Consider the following 15,256-nt stretch of genomic DNA (forward strand, 5'->3'; position numbering starts at 1 on the left):
GAGTTCTGGGAGCGTTTCGGCTTCTACGGCATGCAAGCCATTCTCACCGTCTACTTGGTGAAAATCATGGGGATGGACGAGTCAAACTCGTTTGTCCTGTTTGGTGCTTTCTCTGCACTGGTGTTTGGTTTCGTCGCAGCTGGTGGCTGGATTGGTGACAAGCTGATCGGTACGAAGCGAGCAATCACGCTTGGTGCCATCATTCTAATGTTCGGCTATCTGTTACTGGGTCTATCAACCACTAAACAACACTTTGGCGGTGAAACACTGATCTACATCGCGATGGGCTTTATTACTGTCGGTAACGGCTTGTTCAAAGCCAACCCATCCAGCTTGCTGGCAAAAGTGTACCCGGAAAACGATCCACGCCTCGATGGCGCCTTCACCATGTATTACATGGCGATCAATCTTGGGTCGTTCTTCTCGATGATCCTGACGCCACTCGTTGCAGAGAGGATGGGCTATGGCATGGCGTTTGGTGTCAGTGCCATCGGCTTGGCCATCACAGTCGTCAACTTTGTGATGTGTCAGCGCATGCTAAAAGGTGTCGGCTCACCTGCGGATCTTGCGCCGGTTGATAAGAGCAAACTATTGATGGTAGCTATCGGCGCTGTGATAGCCAGCTTCGTGTGCAGCTACCTGCTGCAGAACCTGACACTGGCACACATCATCCTGGTCATTGCTGGCCTGACGATTCTGGCATTCTACTTCAAAGAAGCGTTTTCTATTACCGGCCTGGAACGTGCCAAAATGCTCGTGGCTTTCGTTCTGATGTTGCAGGGTGTGGTTTTCTTCGTTCTGTATTTCCAGATGCCAACCTCACTGAACTTCTTCGCCATTCACAACGTAACCCACGATATTCTGGGTATGAATGTCGCTCCGGAACAGTTCCAGGCGCTGAACCCATTCTGGATCATGATCGCCAGCCCGGTTCTGGCGATGCTGTATGGCAAGATGGGCGATCGTCTGGCAATGCCATTTAAGTTCGCCACTGGTATGGTACTGTGTGCGCTCTCCTTCCTGGTACTGGGTTGGGGTGTCAACTTCGCCAACGCGGATGGCATCATCAGTTCTAACTGGTTGATCGCCAGCTACGCATTCCAGTCGGTGGGCGAGCTGCTGGTATCTGGTCTGGGTCTGGCCATGGTCGCTCAGTTGGTGCCTCAGCGTATGATGGGCTTTGCCATGGGCATGTGGTTTCTGACCTCTGCAACCGCGGCCGTGATCGCCGGCTGGGTTGCCAGCCTGACTTCGGTACCTGCTGGTATCTCCGACGCGCATCAGACCTTGGAAATCTATGGGGATGTATTCTCGAAGATCGGTTACGTCACCGCAGCGGTTGCAGTCGTTACGTTCCTGATTGCACCGAAATTGACGAAAATTTGTAACGGAAAAGTGGATACCGCCGCCGCTCAATCTGAGCAAGCGACCGCCTAATCGGACATTTAAGTCACCAAAAAACCCCGGCCAGTGCCGGGGTTTGTTATATTTGACGCACTGATGCCTGTGGTGGCGCTCAACACAGATGAGGATCCAGCAGCGTTTCCATCATCTCAATGTGTGGATCTGAGTCGTTCAAACACTCAATGTAGGTAAAACGCTCCCCGCCTGCGTGTTGAAATATCTCCAGACACTGCTCGGAAATTTCTTCCAATGTCTCCAGACAGTCGACCGAAAATGCCGGACTGATGATGTCGAGATTGCGCACACCTTTAGACGGCAACGCTTCCAGTGTTTTATCCGTATAAGGCTGGAGCCACTCTTCGCGGCCAAAACGTGACTGATAACTGGTACCAATCTTGTCAGCAGGCAAACCCAGCTCTTCACCCAGTAAACGAGTTGTCTCTTGGCAATGTTGTGGGTAAACATCGCCGTTGTCAGCAAAACGCTTAGGGATGCCATGATAAGAGCAGAGCAAAAACTCGCCTTGACCGTTTTGTTGCCAGGACGCGCGCACTTTAGCCGCCAGTGCTTTGATATACAGTGGATGGTTGTAATAATCGCGAAGCAATGTATAGCCCGGGATCACTGCCATTGTTTTAAACGCTTTCGTCAAGCCATCAGACACTGCGGCTGTCGTAGTACCGGAATATTGTGGATACAAAGGCAACACAAGGATGTGTTCTACCCCTTGCGCCATCAACGCTTCCACCCCAGTTTGCAGACTCGGATTCCCATACGTCATACCAATTTCAACTGGCAGGTTCAGTCGTGCTTGCAGTTTTTGAGCCTGACGCTTGGAAAACACCAACAACGGAGAGCCTTCATCCATCCAGACACTCTGATACAGTTTGGCGACCTTCGGCGCCCGAACAGGTAAGATCACACTATGCAATAACGGACACCACAGCCAACGAGTCAGATCGACTACCCGATGATCATGGAGAAACTGGCTCAGAAAACGTTTCACTGCCGGAGCAGTCGGTTCATCAGGCGTCCCCAGATTGACCAGCAACACGCCCAGTTTTTTGTAATTCTTCATAGACACCAAAAGCTTATACGTGAAAGAACCTAAGATGTACGTACAGCACAAGGCAAGGGTTCATAAAAAAAGCGACCCATTACGGGTCGCTTTACTATAACAAATCTGAATTACCAGCCGATAGCCAATTATGCCAGTGCTTTCTCAATATCCGCACTCACTTCAGCCACCGCTTTGGTACCGTCGAATTTCAGGTACTGGGTGTTGCCCGCCGCCGCTTCTTTACCGTAGTACTCAATCAGAGGTGCGGTTTGCTCGTGGTATACCCCCAGACGCGCGCGTACAGTCTCTTCTTTATCGTCATCACGTACAACCAGATCTTCACCAGTGACGTCGTCTTTCCCTTCCACTTTCGGCGGGTTGTAAACAACATGGTAAGTACGACCAGAAGCCAGGTGCGCACGACGACCCGCCATACGTTCAACGATAACATTGTCCGCAACGTCGAATTCGATTACGTAGTCGATGTCAATGCCCATCTCTTTTAGGCCATCAGCTTGAGGAATGGTGCGAGGGAAGCCATCCAGCAGGAAGCCTTTCTCACAATCATCCTGAGCGATACGCTCTTTGATCAGACCCAGAATGATATCGTCTGAAACCAGCTGACCAGCATCAATTACAGCTTTCGCTTGTTTGCCAAGCTCAGTACCCGCTTTGATAGCAGCACGCAGCATGTCACCAGTAGAGATTTGTGGAATACCAAACTTCTCCATGATGAACTGAGCTTGTGTGCCTTTACCTGCACCTGGAGCACCTAGAAGAATGATGCGCATGTTTAATCCTCTTTAGAAATGATGTTTATACCGAAGCTCACAATCGCGCCCTACGCTACGGTAAGTTTCGGTATAAGGTAATAATAATCATAAACAGGCAAGCAAAATACACGCCTTAGTTATGACATTCAAGCCCCGAATTCTACCATAAAAATGACTCCCGAGGCCGGGTTTACGACTAAAGAATGCAAACTGAACGGTTTTTCACTGCAGAAAATGAAACAGTTAACCTTTTTCAGCCTTTGTACAGCCTGCATGAAACAAAAAGCTCGCCAGAAGCGAGCTTTTTCCCGTGCAATGCGATTATTCCACCTTAGTCAAAAGGCTGTTAATCGCGCCAAGGAACTGAGATGGATCTTCCATTGACCCCCGTTCAGCCAGCATCGCCTGCCCCAACAGTACTTCAACCCAGCGACCAAATGCAGCTTCGTCTGCTTCATCCGCCATGCGCTTGACCAGCGGGTGATCCGGGTTGATCTCGAAAATGTACTTCACATCTGGCACCGCTTGTCCGGCGGCCGCCAGCAATTTCGCCATCTGGGTGCCCATTTCAAAATCATCGGTCACCACTACCGCCGGCGTCGACGCCAGCTTGAAGGTTGTGCGCACTTCTTTTACTCGTTCACCCAGGTAAGTTTTGGTGCGTTCCACCACCGACTTGAACTCTTCTTCCGTCTCTTTGCGCTTCTCTTTTTCCGCGTCATCCTCAAACTGGCTCAGATCTAAGCCGGCTTTGGTGATTGACTGGAAAGATTTGCCATCAAATTCGGTCAGGTAGTTCATCAGCCACTCATCGATGCGATCGTACATCAGAATAACTTCAATGCCTTTGGCTTTGAACTGCTCCAGGTGTGGGCTGCTCTTCGCCGCAGCGTAGCTGTCCGCCGTCAGGTAATAGATCTTGTCCTGACCTTCTTTCATTCGCTCAACATACGAGGCCAGATCCACCGACTGCTCATCCGAGTCCACCTCTGTCGACGCAAAGCGCAGCAGAGCGGCAATCTTTTCTTTGTTGCTAAAGTCTTCCGCCGGGCCTTCTTTCATTACCAGACCGAACTCTTTCCAGAAACTCTGATACTTATCCGCGTCGTTTTTCGCCAGACGTTCCAACATGGTCAGCACCCGTTTGGTACAGGCATTTCGCAAAGACTGTGTCACTTTGTTGTCTTGCAGAATTTCACGCGAGACGTTCAGCGGCAGGTCATTGGAATCAATCAGACCTCGTACGAAACGCAGATATGACGGCATGAACTGCTCAGCGTCGTCCATGATAAAGACACGCTGGACGTACAACTTCAGACCAGATTTGTGGTCACGGTTGAACATATCCCAAGGCGCTTTGGCCGGGATATACAACAGGCTGGTGTAGTCGTTTTTGCCTTCGACACGGTTGTGGCTCCAAAGCAGTGGGTCCGCAAAATCGTGGGACACGTGCTTGTAGAATTCGTTGTACTCGTCATCACTGATGTCTGACTTGTTACGCGTCCACAGAGCCTGAGCTTTGTTGATCTGCTCCCACTTGGTTTCCCCTGTTTCGTTGCCTTCTTCATCACGGACTTGGGTCTGAATCGACACTGGAATACCGATGTGATCAGAATATTTACCAATCACCTCACGCAAACGCCATTCGTTCAAAAACTCTTTGCCGTCTTCGCGCATGTGAAGAATGATGTCCGTACCACGACTCTCTTTGCTGATGGTTTCGATGGTGTACTCACCTTCGCCTTGCGAATACCACTGCACCGCCTGATCAGCAGGCTGGTCAGCCGCGCGAGTGCGTACCGTCACCGCATCAGCCACAATAAATGCCGAGTAAAAGCCGACACCAAACTGGCCGATAAGTTGAGAATCTTTACTCTGCTCTTGCGACAGTTTGGAGAAGAATTCCGCGGTTCCGGATTTGGCAATGGTACCCAGATGCTCAATCACATCTTCGCGGCTCATACCAATACCGTTGTCGGAAATGGTCAATGTGTTGTTGTCCTGATCAAACGACAGCTTGACGCCCAGGTCAGCATCACCCTGATACAAATCCGGATCAGAAAGAGCCTGGAAACGTAATTTGTCTGACGCATCGGATGCGTTCGAGATCAGTTCACGCAGGAAAATCTCTTTGTTTGAATAAAGAGAATGAATCATCAAGTGAAGTAGCTGTTTTACTTCAGACTGGAAACCACGAGTTTCTTTGTTCTGTGTAGCTGTTTCGCTCATGTTAACTCCATGACATCTTGGACCGGATCTCCGGCGGAATGGCCGTCGGAGACTATTGATATTTGCTATTTAACATGAGGATGACAAATGTAAATTCAAGGTCAAAAACCATAAAAACAATATTTTTTTTGATTTGTTTTGAGTTATCCTCGGGCGGCAAGTTATCAATTTATCTAAATTCCCCTGTTCCAGTTTGCTATTTTAGAGAGCCGATTCCGGAATTAAACTGACCAAACAGTCCAATTATAAGAAGAGCTAAATGAGTAACATAGGCACAAAGTTTATCTTAGCTAACCGATTTACTTTTGACCCCAATAGTCACTCACTGGTCGATCAGTCAAATGACAATGAGGTTGTCAGACTCGGCAGCAACGAAAGTCGTATCCTGCTGATGCTGTCTGAGCGCCCTAACGAGGTTGTCTCGCGCAATGATCTGCACGAGTTCGTCTGGCGTGATCAAGGTTTTGAAGTGGATGACTCGAGCCTGACCCAGGCCATTTCAACATTACGCAAAATGTTGAAAGATTCCACAAAATCCCCCCAGTTTGTGAAAACCGTCCCCAAACGTGGTTATCAGTTGATTTGTAACGTTGAGCGCTCTGCCCCGCTATCGGGTCAGGAAAATACCGGCCAGGACGAGATTGACACGGAAGAGAGCGCAATCGTTTCCGCCGATGGTCTCCCCCCATCCGCAGAGAGCGAAAGCGTGACTGAACCGCAGCCGTCAGTGACGCCAACATCAACCCCGGTACGCCGGGCAAAAACCAGCATGCTGACCAAGATCCTGTTATTAGTGGCTATCTTACTGCCGTTGTGTGTGGTGCTATTTACCAACCCGTCTGAGTCGAAATTCCGTGAACTGGCAATTTATGACAACGTCCCGGTGATGACCCCAATCAATCACCCGGACCTGTCGCGCTGGCTGCCATCCATCGAACAATGTGTGAGAAAATACAATGAATCTCACGCTGATCGCAGCAAGCCCGATCAAATCATCGCGACCGGTGGGCAGAACAATCAGCTCATCCTCAATTACATTCATTCCATCGCTCAATCCGGTGAAAACATCACTGTGCGCATATTTGCCGAGCAGGAAGACCTGGGAAAAGTGTGTAAATAAGGGCCGAGAAGAATGAACGAAAAAATTGCAGTATTAATTCTGGCGTTATCCGCGGCTTTCAGCGGCTGGCTCTATTGGGGCAGCGATCTGAAAGTGGAGCAGGTACTGACCGCCAAAGAGTGGCAATCGAAGATGGTCACCGTGATCACCGACAAGATTCCAGAAAGTTCAGTAGGGCCGCTGCGTAAAGTCGCAGTGGACTCGAATGTAAAGTATCTGCCAAATGGCACGTATATTCGCGTCTCATCAGTACGTCTGTTTGCTGAAAACACCGCAAATCAGAGTGTGATCAATATTTCGGAAACGGGTGAGTGGAACATTAGCGATAATTATCTGCTGATCACACCGACCGAGTTCAAAGACATTTCGTCTGCCGACTCAAAAGATTTCACTCAGGAGCAGTTGGAGCTCATCACTCAGATCTTTAAGATGGATGCGCAACAAAGCCGTCGTATCGACGTGATCAACGAGAAATCGCTGTTGCTAACTAGCCTAAGCCACGGCTCAACGGTCTTGTTTACCAACTAAACCACATACGATTAGGGGCATTTTCATGCCCCTTTTAGTTCGCTGTAAAAACCGACCAGCCCAAGCGGCCACTTGACCCAACGAGCCCGCCCCCGCATGATGTTTTTCCTAACTCGATCCTGAGCAATACACTCCAAAGAGGGACAGATGGAAAAAGCACGTATTGATATTTACTACTGCCGCCAATGCAATTGGATGCTTCGTTCTGCCTGGCTGGCGCAAGAATTACTCCACACCTTCAGCGAAGAAACTGAACAGGTTGCATTGCATCCCGATACAGGCGGACGATTTGAAGTGTTCTGTAATGGTCAGCGGATATGGGAGCGCAAAGCAGAAGGGGGCTTTCCGGAAGCAAAACAACTCAAACAACGGGTGCGCGATATCATCGCCCCGGAGCGCAATTTAGGTCACTCCGATTCTAAATAAACAGGGCAGCCAAGACGCAGCCCTGCCGGTTTGGGTTTACAACGGAGTGTGCACCATAACCTGCTCGTCAAAACTGCGCACTTCGAATCGGCCTTGATGATAAAGACCATAACTGGGTGGTAAACCGTTACGCGGGAACGTGACTGACCCCGGATTGAAAATAAACTGTTGTTGGTTGCGCTCTGCAACCGGAACATGGGTGTGTCCATGCACAATAACATCACCATCGCGCAGCGGCGGGCGTTTTTCAGCATTGTACAAATGACCGTGAGTCAGAAACAGACGCTGACCGGAAGGCAACATCACCCACGCATAATCGGCCATCATCGGAAACTGCAGCAACATCTGATCGACCTCACTGTCACAATTGCCCCGAACCGCAATAATCTCGGATGCGTACTGGTTGAGAGCCTCAGCCACGGCGCTCGGCTGATAATGCTCCGGGATCGGGTTTCTCGGCCCGTGGTTGAGCATATCACCCAACAGGATCAATCCATCACACCCCAAACGCTGATATTGCGCTAACGTGCGTTCTGTTGCAGCCAAATCCCCATGTAAATCGGATGCGAAAAAGAGTTTCACAACGTCACCTCCTTACTGTTTATAAGGAAATTCTACGCCGTTTGGCTTTCTTCGTCATCCAATGCCATGCCATTAATCACAATGTTGTTGTAACTGACCATACCAATGACGCGACCATTCTCAATCACCGGAGCACGGCTGATCCCAAAACGCTCAAACAGCCGAGCACAATATTTAACGTTCATCTCCGGTGAAACCGATAAGGCCGGCTTGGTCATGATCTCGTAGATATTGGTGCGCTTGGGGGAGCGATTTTGCGCCAGAACCTTTTTCGCGATGTCGTTCATTAACACCAGTCCGAATTCATCGTCATCATGGCGCTTACTGACCACCAGGGCTTTCACTTCGTGCTGCCGCGCCAAGGCAATGCCTTCATGCACTGTCGTCAGACCGTCAATCATCACATAAGTGTTGGCCATGACATCTCTGACTCGAATCACCGTATGACTTTTCATAGTTCATCCTCCACCACTTTCGTCAGACGTTCCACCTGATGAGCCACCCCGACCGCGTCCTCGATATCAATCTGAACAGCGATCCCCTGACCGGACTCTTCATCAAACTCCCCAACCTCGCTGATGGTTTCTAGGATCTGCCGTGACAGATGCTCTTCAACCACCAGCAACACCACATCGCGCTGTACTTCGAGGGTCAGACCAAAAAACGTTCGTTTCTGATTCAGTCCCTGTCCGCGGGCATTGTTGATCACCGTCGCCCCAGTCGCCCCTGCCTCACGGGCGGCATCCAGCACTTTGTCGGTTTTGCTATCTTCCACAAATGCCAGAATCAGTTTAAAGCGCATCTTCATCCTCCTGAATGCAAGCTTCTCGGTTGAGCCAGCGTGTAATCTGAGCGTAGCCCATCACTGAAATTATCGGAAACAGGCTGGCAAAAGCGATCAAGCCAAACCCATCAATCATTGGGTTCCGGCCAGGCACCGTCGATGCCAGCCCCAATCCGAGTGCGGCCACCAACGGAACAGTCACGGTTGATGTCGTCACGCCTCCGGAGTCATAAGCCAGGGGCACGATCATTTTGGGAGCGTAGTAGGTTTGAATCACCACAATCAGGTATCCGGCGATGATGTAGTAATGGATCGGGTCGCCGACCACAATCCGGTAGCTACCCAGTGCAATACCGACGGCTACTCCAATCGCAACCGCAATGCGCAACCCGTTTACACTGATGGTCCCCCCTGAGACCTGATTGGCTTTGATCGCGACCGCGATCAACGACGGCTCCGCAATCGTCGTACTAAACCCAATCAGAAATGCAAACAGATAGACCCAGTAATAATCCAGCCAGTCGAGTACCCCACCGACACTGACGCGCACTTGTGCCAGGAAGTCCGGTGCCGTCAGTTGTCTCGCCATGGTTTCCCCGAGCGGAAATAACGCCATCTCCAGACCAAGCAAAAACAAAGACAGACCGATGATGACATACACAAAGCCCAGCAAAACTTTAGGAAGATTGGTCACTGGTTTACGTAAAATCACCAGTTGGAAGCCAAAAATCAGGGTGGTAATAGGAATAACATCGTGAATGGTATCCCATAACGTGTGCAAAAACGCGCTCAGAGCCATCATGACAATACCATTCCGTAAACCATGACAAACATCATTGGCAATAGAGATGCAAACGCGATCAAACCAAACCCGTCCAGCATGGGATTGCGACCTTTTATCGAAGAGGCAAGCCCCACGCCGAGCGCTGTCACCAGAGGAACCGTGATGGTGGAAGTGGTCACTCCGCCCGAGTCATACGCCACACCAATGATCCATTTAGGCGCAAAACTGGTTAACACCATCACGCCGAGATAACCCGCAATGATCACATAATGGATCGGCCAGCCTTTGAGGATCCGTAACACCCCCAACATAATCGCCACACCAACCGACAGTGCCACCGTCAGTCTCAGTCCATTGGCGTAGGATTCACGCTGCATCTGATTGTTGGTGATCACCCCTCCTTCTGCAGCCACTTCTGCCGCTTCCGCCGCAACAGCGGTCAGCGCAGGCTCCGCAACTGTGGTACTAAACCCGAGTCCAAATGCAAATGTCATCAGCCAGAAGATGCTGCCTTTGCGCGCAAACGCTTTTGCCATCGATTCTCCGATTGGAAACAGCCCCATTTCCAAACCAAAAACAAACAACGTCAGCCCGAGTACCACCAGCAGCAAGCCCGACAGAATCGCCCCCATTTGTGGCAGAGGCTCCTGCAAAACCACCAATTGAAAAAAACCGATCACCACGATGATCGGCAGCAAATCCCGAAGACTGCTGAGCAACGCCCGCAACAATGCTCCCAATGCCCTCACTCGTCCTCCGGTATGCCGTCCAGTTGTTTTTATGATGGCAAACCAAGCGCCTGATCGGTGTGATGGAATTATCGTCCTGGACAGAAACGTAACTAAATGTAAAAAAACGTGAAGTTGAATAAAACCTGATGCATAACATACTGTGCGATTAGCAGCATCACGAGCAACAAGTCGCTATAATTGAAAGTGCCTGATTGACGAATCAGTTCGTATAAACCGGATGTTCCCCCACAACATGGCTTCCGGAATGAGGAGACACGGATGAGAATATTACTGACTGGCGGTTCAGGGTTTATCGGCAAAGAGCTGCTTAAACATCTGGCTACCCATCAGATCGTTCTGCTGACCAGAAACGTGGACAACACCAAACGCCTGATCAAGCACGCTGATCTGGGTAATGTTCGCTATATGACCACTCTGGATGACTTTCATGATCTCAATGACTTCGATGCGGTCATCAATCTGGCTGGTGAGCCGATTGCCGACAAGCGCTGGACCCGTGCCCAAAAAAAGCGCATTTGTCAGAGCCGCTGGTCACTGACAGAACAACTGGTCGAACTGATGCATGCCAGTACACAACCACCAGGTGTTTTCATCAGTGGCTCGGCGGTAGGTTATTACGGCGACCAACAACAGCATCCTTTTGATGAGAGTCTGCATGTGCACAACAACGGTTTTCCCCATCAAGTGTGCGCCGAATGGGAAGCCATAGCCAAACGTGCCCGCTCCGACGACACCCGAGTCTGCTTATTGCGCACCGGTTTGGTGCTTGGTCACGACGGCGGCGCTCTGGCGAAAATGCTACTACCATACAAGCTCGGGCTAGGTGGCCCAATCGGTAACGGTAAACAATATTGGCCCTGGATTCACATCCTCGATATGGTGCGCGGTATTGTCTACCTGCTCGAAACCACGCACGCGCATGGTGCATTTAACTTTTGCGCTCCTCATCCGGTCACCAATAGACACTTCAGTGGCACACTGGCAAAAACGCTGCGGCGACCTCATCTCTTGTTTACACCTAAGTGGGCTCTGAAACTGGCGATGGGCGAAAGTTCAGTGTTGTTATTTGATAGCGTCCGCGCTAAGCCCAAACGCCTGACAGAGCTTGGCTTCCAGTTCAGTTACTCCCGTCTGGAGCCGGCCCTGAAAAACCTGTTACAACACGAAGACTAATCCGGTACCCTTAAGTCACTGTAGATCAATGAATTAAGTGGGTTTGCTATGGGCAAGTCGATTCTTATAACAGGTTGCTCCTCCGGCATCGGGTACGAGTGCACACACGCGTTGCATCAACGCGGCTATCGCGTGATTGCGTCATGTCGTCGACGTGAAGACGTCGAACGTTTACGCGCCGAAGGAATAACGTGCATTCAGCTCGATCTCTCTGACTGTGACAGCATCACTGAGGGCGTACAACAGGCGTTGTCACTGTGCGATGGCCAACTGGATGCGCTGTTCAATAACGGCGCTTATGGTCAGCCTGGCGCTCTGGAAGATCTGCCGACCGATGCGCTCAGAGCTCAATTTGAAACCAATTTTTTCGGCTGGCATGAACTGGTACGGCAACTGCTTCCGGTGCTTCGCCAGCACCAGGGACGCATCATACAAAACAGTTCGGTGCTGGGCTTTGCCGCCATGAAGTATCGCGGCGCTTATAACGCATCAAAGTTTGCTCTGGAAGGCTGGACGGATACTCTGCGTCTTGAGTTACATGGTAGCGGCGTCCATATCTCACTGATTGAACCCGGTCCGATCGAAACCCGTTTTCGCGCAAACGCGCTGCTCGCCTTTCAGCGCTGGATCACGGTGCCCGGCAGTCCCCATCAGACACAATACGAGCAACAGTTAGCCAGATTGGAGAAGGATAAATCCGGTAATGCATTTGTCTTGCCCGCATCCGCTTGTGTTGATCCACTCATTCATGCCCTTGAATCCTCGCGGCCAAAACTGCGCTACCGGATCACCACACCAACCAAAGTGTTCTGGTATCTTAAACGCCTGTTGCCATCGCGCTGGCTCGATGCTCTTTTGCGCCGTGCGGCATGATGGTGTCATTAATCCGTAATAAAGGTGTGTCATTCTCCCTCCTGAAGCTGGAAAGCTCTATCCACAACAACACAGCGTTGCATTCGGCGGAATATGACTATGACCCTAAAGCAATTAAATTGGCTCAGTGTGGGTGTTGCGCTAACTCTATTTCTGGTTTTCTGACACCTTTGCTTGCCTGCCTCCCTTTGGGAGCAACAAAAAACACCGCTTCTGCGGTGTTTTTTGTATTTAACCACCTCAAACGCTTGATAAATGCCGAATTCACCCTTACCTCTAAGGTAATAACTCAAGTGAGCAAGGATTTTTACTATGCAAACCGCCTCCATTGTGGAACTGACCGAGCAGAATTTTCGCGAAGTGCTCGAGGGCTCTGTACAGACTCCGGTACTGATTCATTTCTGGGCCCCGATGAGTCAAGAAAGTGCGGCGATCATTCCCGAACTGCAAACGCTGGCACAAAACTACGCAGGCGCCTTTACCCTGGCTTTGCTCAACTGCGAACAACAGCAGGCTATCGCCATGCAATTTGGTGTCCAGGCCTTGCCGACCATCGCATTGTTCGTGAACGGTCAACCAGTCGATGGACTGGGAGGTCCACAACCGATCGACGCCATTGAACAGATGTTGATCAAACATCTGCCAAGTCAGGATGAGCTGGTTCTGCGTCAAGCGATGGAGCTGGTCGATGAGCACAACTACGCACAGGCGTTGTCATTGTTGCAAACCCTTACCGAGGAGATCCAACTCAAGGGGGACGTGAAACTGGTGACGGCACAGTGTCTGCTGGAAACCCAACAGTTCGATCAGGCAGAGGCACTACTCGCCACAATTCCGCTCGAATACCAGGACAATGCCTATAAAAGCCTGATCGCCAAACTGGAACTCCACAAACAAGCCGCAGACAGTCCCGAGATTCAGGCTCTGGAGAGTCAATTCAGCCAGGATCCGACCAACGTGCAACTCGCCCACGATCTGGCGATTCAATATCATCAGGTCCAACGTGATGAAGAAGCTTTGGAACTGATGTGGACGATGCTGCGCGGCGATCTCAATGCACTGGATGGCGAAATCAAGAAAACCTTTATGGATGTGCTTAGCGCTCTCGGACAAGGCAATGCGATCGCTGCCAAATATCGTCGTCAGCTTTATTCTCTGCTCTATTAACTTCCACTTACCGTCGATGAAAGGCCGGATAGCCCGGCCTTTTTTGATCGTAAAAACTTGATATCTAGCCGTTATTGCCGCGTGATATGCCTTATACTGGCTAGATCAAAACCACAATAAGGACACATCGTCATGGCTGTTGACTCCCTCATTACCATTGGCGTCTTTATCGCCGTCGCTGTGATTGTGATAGCGGCAGGGATAAAAACCGTTTCGCAAGGGAACCACTGGACGGTTGAACGCTTTGGCCGCTACACCCATACGTTAAAACCCGGCCTCAACATGATCATCCCGTTTATTGATCGCATCGGGCATAAAATCAACATGATGGAACGCGTACTCGACATTCCAGCTCAGGAAGTGATATCGAAAGATAACGCCAACGTGACCATAGATGCGGTTTGTTTCGTGCAAGTCATCGATGCGGCCAAAGCCGCTTATGAAGTGAATGATCTTGAGCATGCTATCCGTAACCTGACTCTGACCAACATCCGGACGGTTCTCGGTTCACTCGAATTGGATGAGATGCTGAGTCAACGCGATATGATCAACACCAAGCTGTTGTCGATTGTTGACCAGGCGACCAACCCCTGGGGAGTTAAGGTCACCCGGATTGAGATTAAAGATGTGCGCCCCCCGACTGATTTGACAGCCGCCATGAACGCGCAAATGAAAGCTGAACGTAACAAACGAGCGGAAATCCTTGAAGCCGAGGGGATCCGTCAGGCTGAAATTTTGCGCGCAGAAGGACAAAAACAATCCGAGATCCTCAAAGCGGAAGGCCAGAAGCAGGCCGCAATTCTGCAGGCAGAAGCGCGTGAGCGCGCGGCTCAAGCGGAAGCGAAGGCCACCGAAATGGTATCGAATGCGATTGCTCAGGGTGACATGCAGGCGGTGAACTACTTTATCGCCCAAGGCTACACCGATGCTCTCAAATCCATTGGTCAGGCCGAAAACGGCAAAATCGTCATGCTACCTTTGGAAGCATCTGGGCTGATGGGCTCCATCGCCGGTATCGCAGAAATGTTCAAACACAGCCAACAACCTTCCGATCACTGAGGTGCACGTGATTCCACTACTTGAACAAATGAACTACTGGCACTGGCTGGCTTTCGGTCTGATCTTGCTAGCGATTGAGCTGCTCGGTACAGCTGGCTACTTTTTGTGGCTTGGGATCTCGGCATTATTGGTTGGGCTACTGATGACCTTACTCCCGATGAGCTGGCAACTGCAATGGGTGGCATTCGGAGTATTTTCGCTGGCTACCACCTGGTTGTGGTGGCGCAGACAACTCACGCGCGACCGCAGTGAAGATGCCCAGCGAAATCTGAATCAGAAACAGAAGCAGTTGATCGGGCAGCGTATCCGTCTGGAGCAAGATGTCGTGATTGGTGCAAATCGAATAAAGCTGGGTGATACCACTTGGTCTGCCCACTCTGAACAAGAGATCAGCGCGGGCAGTCTGGTCGAAGTGGTTGCCGTAGATGGTATTATTCTCGTCATTACACCCGTAAAAAATTAATCAATTTATTAGGTGTTTCACGCAAGGGAAACACCTATAGTCACTCTTATTCACAGAAACACAATATAAACACTTATTA

General features: G+C 50.4%; 17 protein-coding genes. 9 read left to right on the forward strand and 8 right to left on the reverse strand.

The annotated features are described in order from the left end of the window. On the forward strand, nucleotides 1–1,437 hold a 1,437-nt coding region (dtpA, locus tag CAG65_RS06795; RefSeq protein ID WP_161453006.1), incomplete at its 5' end, for a dipeptide/tripeptide permease DtpA. Nucleotides 1,438–1,516: 79 nt separating this feature from the next. Here dtpA and hemH read toward each other — a convergent pair. From hemH to htpG, 3 genes are all read right to left on the reverse strand, one after another. Then, on the reverse strand, nucleotides 1,517–2,482 hold the full coding sequence (gene hemH / locus CAG65_RS06800; protein WP_161453008.1) for a ferrochelatase: 966 nt from the start codon (nucleotides 2,480–2,482) through the stop codon (nucleotides 1,517–1,519). 128 nt (nucleotides 2,483–2,610) lie between these two features. Then, complete coding sequence (gene adk, locus CAG65_RS06805) at nucleotides 2,611–3,255, reverse strand: adenylate kinase (RefSeq protein ID WP_021703789.1); 645 nt, start codon at nucleotides 3,253–3,255, stop codon at nucleotides 2,611–2,613. 303 nt (nucleotides 3,256–3,558) lie between these two features. Further along, nucleotides 3,559–5,466 carry a molecular chaperone HtpG gene (gene htpG, locus CAG65_RS06810; RefSeq protein WP_161453010.1) on the reverse strand — a complete coding sequence of 636 codons (1,908 nt, stop codon included), beginning with the start codon at nucleotides 5,464–5,466 and terminating at the stop codon, nucleotides 3,559–3,561. A gap of 259 nt (nucleotides 5,467–5,725) precedes the next feature. On the opposite strand from htpG, the gene CAG65_RS06815 reads away from it, so the two are divergent. The 3 genes from CAG65_RS06815 to CAG65_RS06825 all read left to right on the forward strand — a co-directional run bounded on the left by CAG65_RS06815 (nucleotide 5,726) and on the right by CAG65_RS06825 (nucleotide 7,540). Beyond that, nucleotides 5,726–6,586, forward strand: coding sequence for a winged helix-turn-helix domain-containing protein (locus CAG65_RS06815; RefSeq protein WP_161453012.1), 861 nt, complete (start codon nucleotides 5,726–5,728; stop codon nucleotides 6,584–6,586). Nucleotides 6,587–6,598: 12 nt separating this feature from the next. After that, nucleotides 6,599–7,114, forward strand: coding sequence for a regulatory protein ToxS (locus CAG65_RS06820; protein WP_161453014.1), 516 nt, complete (start codon nucleotides 6,599–6,601; stop codon nucleotides 7,112–7,114). Between the two features lie 147 nt (nucleotides 7,115–7,261). Continuing rightward, nucleotides 7,262–7,540, forward strand: coding sequence for a SelT/SelW/SelH family protein (locus CAG65_RS06825; RefSeq protein WP_021703785.1), 279 nt, complete (start codon nucleotides 7,262–7,264; stop codon nucleotides 7,538–7,540). 36 nt (nucleotides 7,541–7,576) lie between these two features. Here CAG65_RS06825 and yfcE read toward each other — a convergent pair whose 3' ends face one another. The 5 genes from yfcE to CAG65_RS06850 are packed head-to-tail and all read right to left on the reverse strand — an operon-like array spanning nucleotide 7,577 to nucleotide 10,439. Further along, complete coding sequence (gene yfcE / locus CAG65_RS06830) at nucleotides 7,577–8,122, reverse strand: phosphodiesterase (protein WP_021703784.1); 546 nt, start codon at nucleotides 8,120–8,122, stop codon at nucleotides 7,577–7,579. A 32-nt stretch (nucleotides 8,123–8,154) separates the two neighbouring features. Next, a complete protein-coding gene (locus tag CAG65_RS06835) occupies nucleotides 8,155–8,577 on the reverse strand; it encodes a CBS domain-containing protein (RefSeq protein ID WP_021703783.1) in 423 nt (140 codons plus the stop codon). Then, nucleotides 8,574–8,924, reverse strand: coding sequence for a P-II family nitrogen regulator (locus CAG65_RS06840; protein ID WP_021703782.1), 351 nt, complete (start codon nucleotides 8,922–8,924; stop codon nucleotides 8,574–8,576). The genes CAG65_RS06835 and CAG65_RS06840 overlap by 4 nt, the downstream gene beginning before the upstream one ends. Further along, on the reverse strand, nucleotides 8,914–9,708 hold the full coding sequence (locus CAG65_RS06845; protein WP_021703781.1) for a DUF1538 domain-containing protein: 795 nt from the start codon (nucleotides 9,706–9,708) through the stop codon (nucleotides 8,914–8,916). Before CAG65_RS06845 ends, CAG65_RS06840 begins: the two co-directional genes overlap by 11 nt. After that, the gene (locus CAG65_RS06850; RefSeq protein ID WP_040902221.1) at nucleotides 9,705–10,439 is read right to left on the reverse strand and encodes a DUF1538 domain-containing protein; all 735 of its coding nucleotides are present in this window, start codon (nucleotides 10,437–10,439) and stop codon (nucleotides 9,705–9,707) included. The genes CAG65_RS06845 and CAG65_RS06850 overlap by 4 nt, the downstream gene beginning before the upstream one ends. Nucleotides 10,440–10,700: 261 nt before the next feature. On the opposite strand from CAG65_RS06850, the gene CAG65_RS06855 reads away from it, so the two are divergent. The 5 genes from CAG65_RS06855 (at nucleotide 10,701) to CAG65_RS06875 (ending at nucleotide 15,177) form a co-directional block, all read left to right on the forward strand. Next, a complete protein-coding gene (locus CAG65_RS06855) occupies nucleotides 10,701–11,615 on the forward strand; it encodes a TIGR01777 family oxidoreductase (protein ID WP_161453016.1) in 915 nt (304 codons plus the stop codon). 48 nt (nucleotides 11,616–11,663) lie between these two features. Further along, on the forward strand, nucleotides 11,664–12,488 hold the full coding sequence (locus CAG65_RS06860) for an SDR family oxidoreductase (RefSeq protein ID WP_161453018.1): 825 nt from the start codon (nucleotides 11,664–11,666) through the stop codon (nucleotides 12,486–12,488). A 312-nt stretch (nucleotides 12,489–12,800) separates the two neighbouring features. Further along, nucleotides 12,801–13,655 carry a co-chaperone YbbN gene (locus tag CAG65_RS06865; RefSeq protein WP_161453020.1) on the forward strand — a complete coding sequence of 285 codons (855 nt, stop codon included), beginning with the start codon at nucleotides 12,801–12,803 and terminating at the stop codon, nucleotides 13,653–13,655. Between the two features lie 132 nt (nucleotides 13,656–13,787). Then, nucleotides 13,788–14,714 (forward strand): SPFH domain-containing protein, encoded by a 927-nt coding sequence (locus CAG65_RS06870; protein WP_161453022.1) that lies wholly within the window; start codon nucleotides 13,788–13,790, stop codon nucleotides 14,712–14,714. Between the two features lie 7 nt (nucleotides 14,715–14,721). Next, the gene (locus CAG65_RS06875) at nucleotides 14,722–15,177 is read left to right on the forward strand and encodes an NfeD family protein (RefSeq protein ID WP_021703775.1); all 456 of its coding nucleotides are present in this window, start codon (nucleotides 14,722–14,724) and stop codon (nucleotides 15,175–15,177) included. Nucleotides 15,178–15,256: the final 79 nt, after the last annotated feature.

The sequence above is a fragment of the Vibrio sp. V39_P1S14PM300 genome (assembly GCF_009904765.1).
Classification (GTDB): Bacteria; Pseudomonadota; Gammaproteobacteria; order Enterobacterales; family Vibrionaceae; genus Vibrio; species Vibrio proteolyticus.

Coding starts and splice junctions, on each gene's coding strand:
- hemH (WP_161453008.1), bottom strand. CDS start 2,482: ATGAAGAATTACAAAAAACTGGGCGTGTTGCTGGTCAATCTGGGGACG.
- htpG (WP_161453010.1), bottom strand. CDS start 5,466: ATGAGCGAAACAGCTACACAGAACAAAGAAACTCGTGGTTTCCAGTCT.
- CAG65_RS06835 (WP_021703783.1), bottom strand. CDS start 8,577: ATGAAAAGTCATACGGTGATTCGAGTCAGAGATGTCATGGCCAACACT.
- CAG65_RS06865 (WP_161453020.1), top strand. CDS start 12,801: ATGCAAACCGCCTCCATTGTGGAACTGACCGAGCAGAATTTTCGCGAA.
- CAG65_RS06845 (WP_021703781.1), bottom strand. CDS start 9,708: ATGATGGCTCTGAGCGCGTTTTTGCACACGTTATGGGATACCATTCAC.
- CAG65_RS06855 (WP_161453016.1), top strand. CDS start 10,701: ATGAGAATATTACTGACTGGCGGTTCAGGGTTTATCGGCAAAGAGCTG.
- CAG65_RS06860 (WP_161453018.1), top strand. CDS start 11,664: ATGGGCAAGTCGATTCTTATAACAGGTTGCTCCTCCGGCATCGGGTAC.
- CAG65_RS06840 (WP_021703782.1), bottom strand. CDS start 8,924: ATGCGCTTTAAACTGATTCTGGCATTTGTGGAAGATAGCAAAACCGAC.
- CAG65_RS06825 (WP_021703785.1), top strand. CDS start 7,262: ATGGAAAAAGCACGTATTGATATTTACTACTGCCGCCAATGCAATTGG.
- CAG65_RS06870 (WP_161453022.1), top strand. CDS start 13,788: ATGGCTGTTGACTCCCTCATTACCATTGGCGTCTTTATCGCCGTCGCT.
- CAG65_RS06815 (WP_161453012.1), top strand. CDS start 5,726: ATGAGTAACATAGGCACAAAGTTTATCTTAGCTAACCGATTTACTTTT.
- CAG65_RS06820 (WP_161453014.1), top strand. CDS start 6,599: ATGAACGAAAAAATTGCAGTATTAATTCTGGCGTTATCCGCGGCTTTC.
- adk (WP_021703789.1), bottom strand. CDS start 3,255: ATGCGCATCATTCTTCTAGGTGCTCCAGGTGCAGGTAAAGGCACACAA.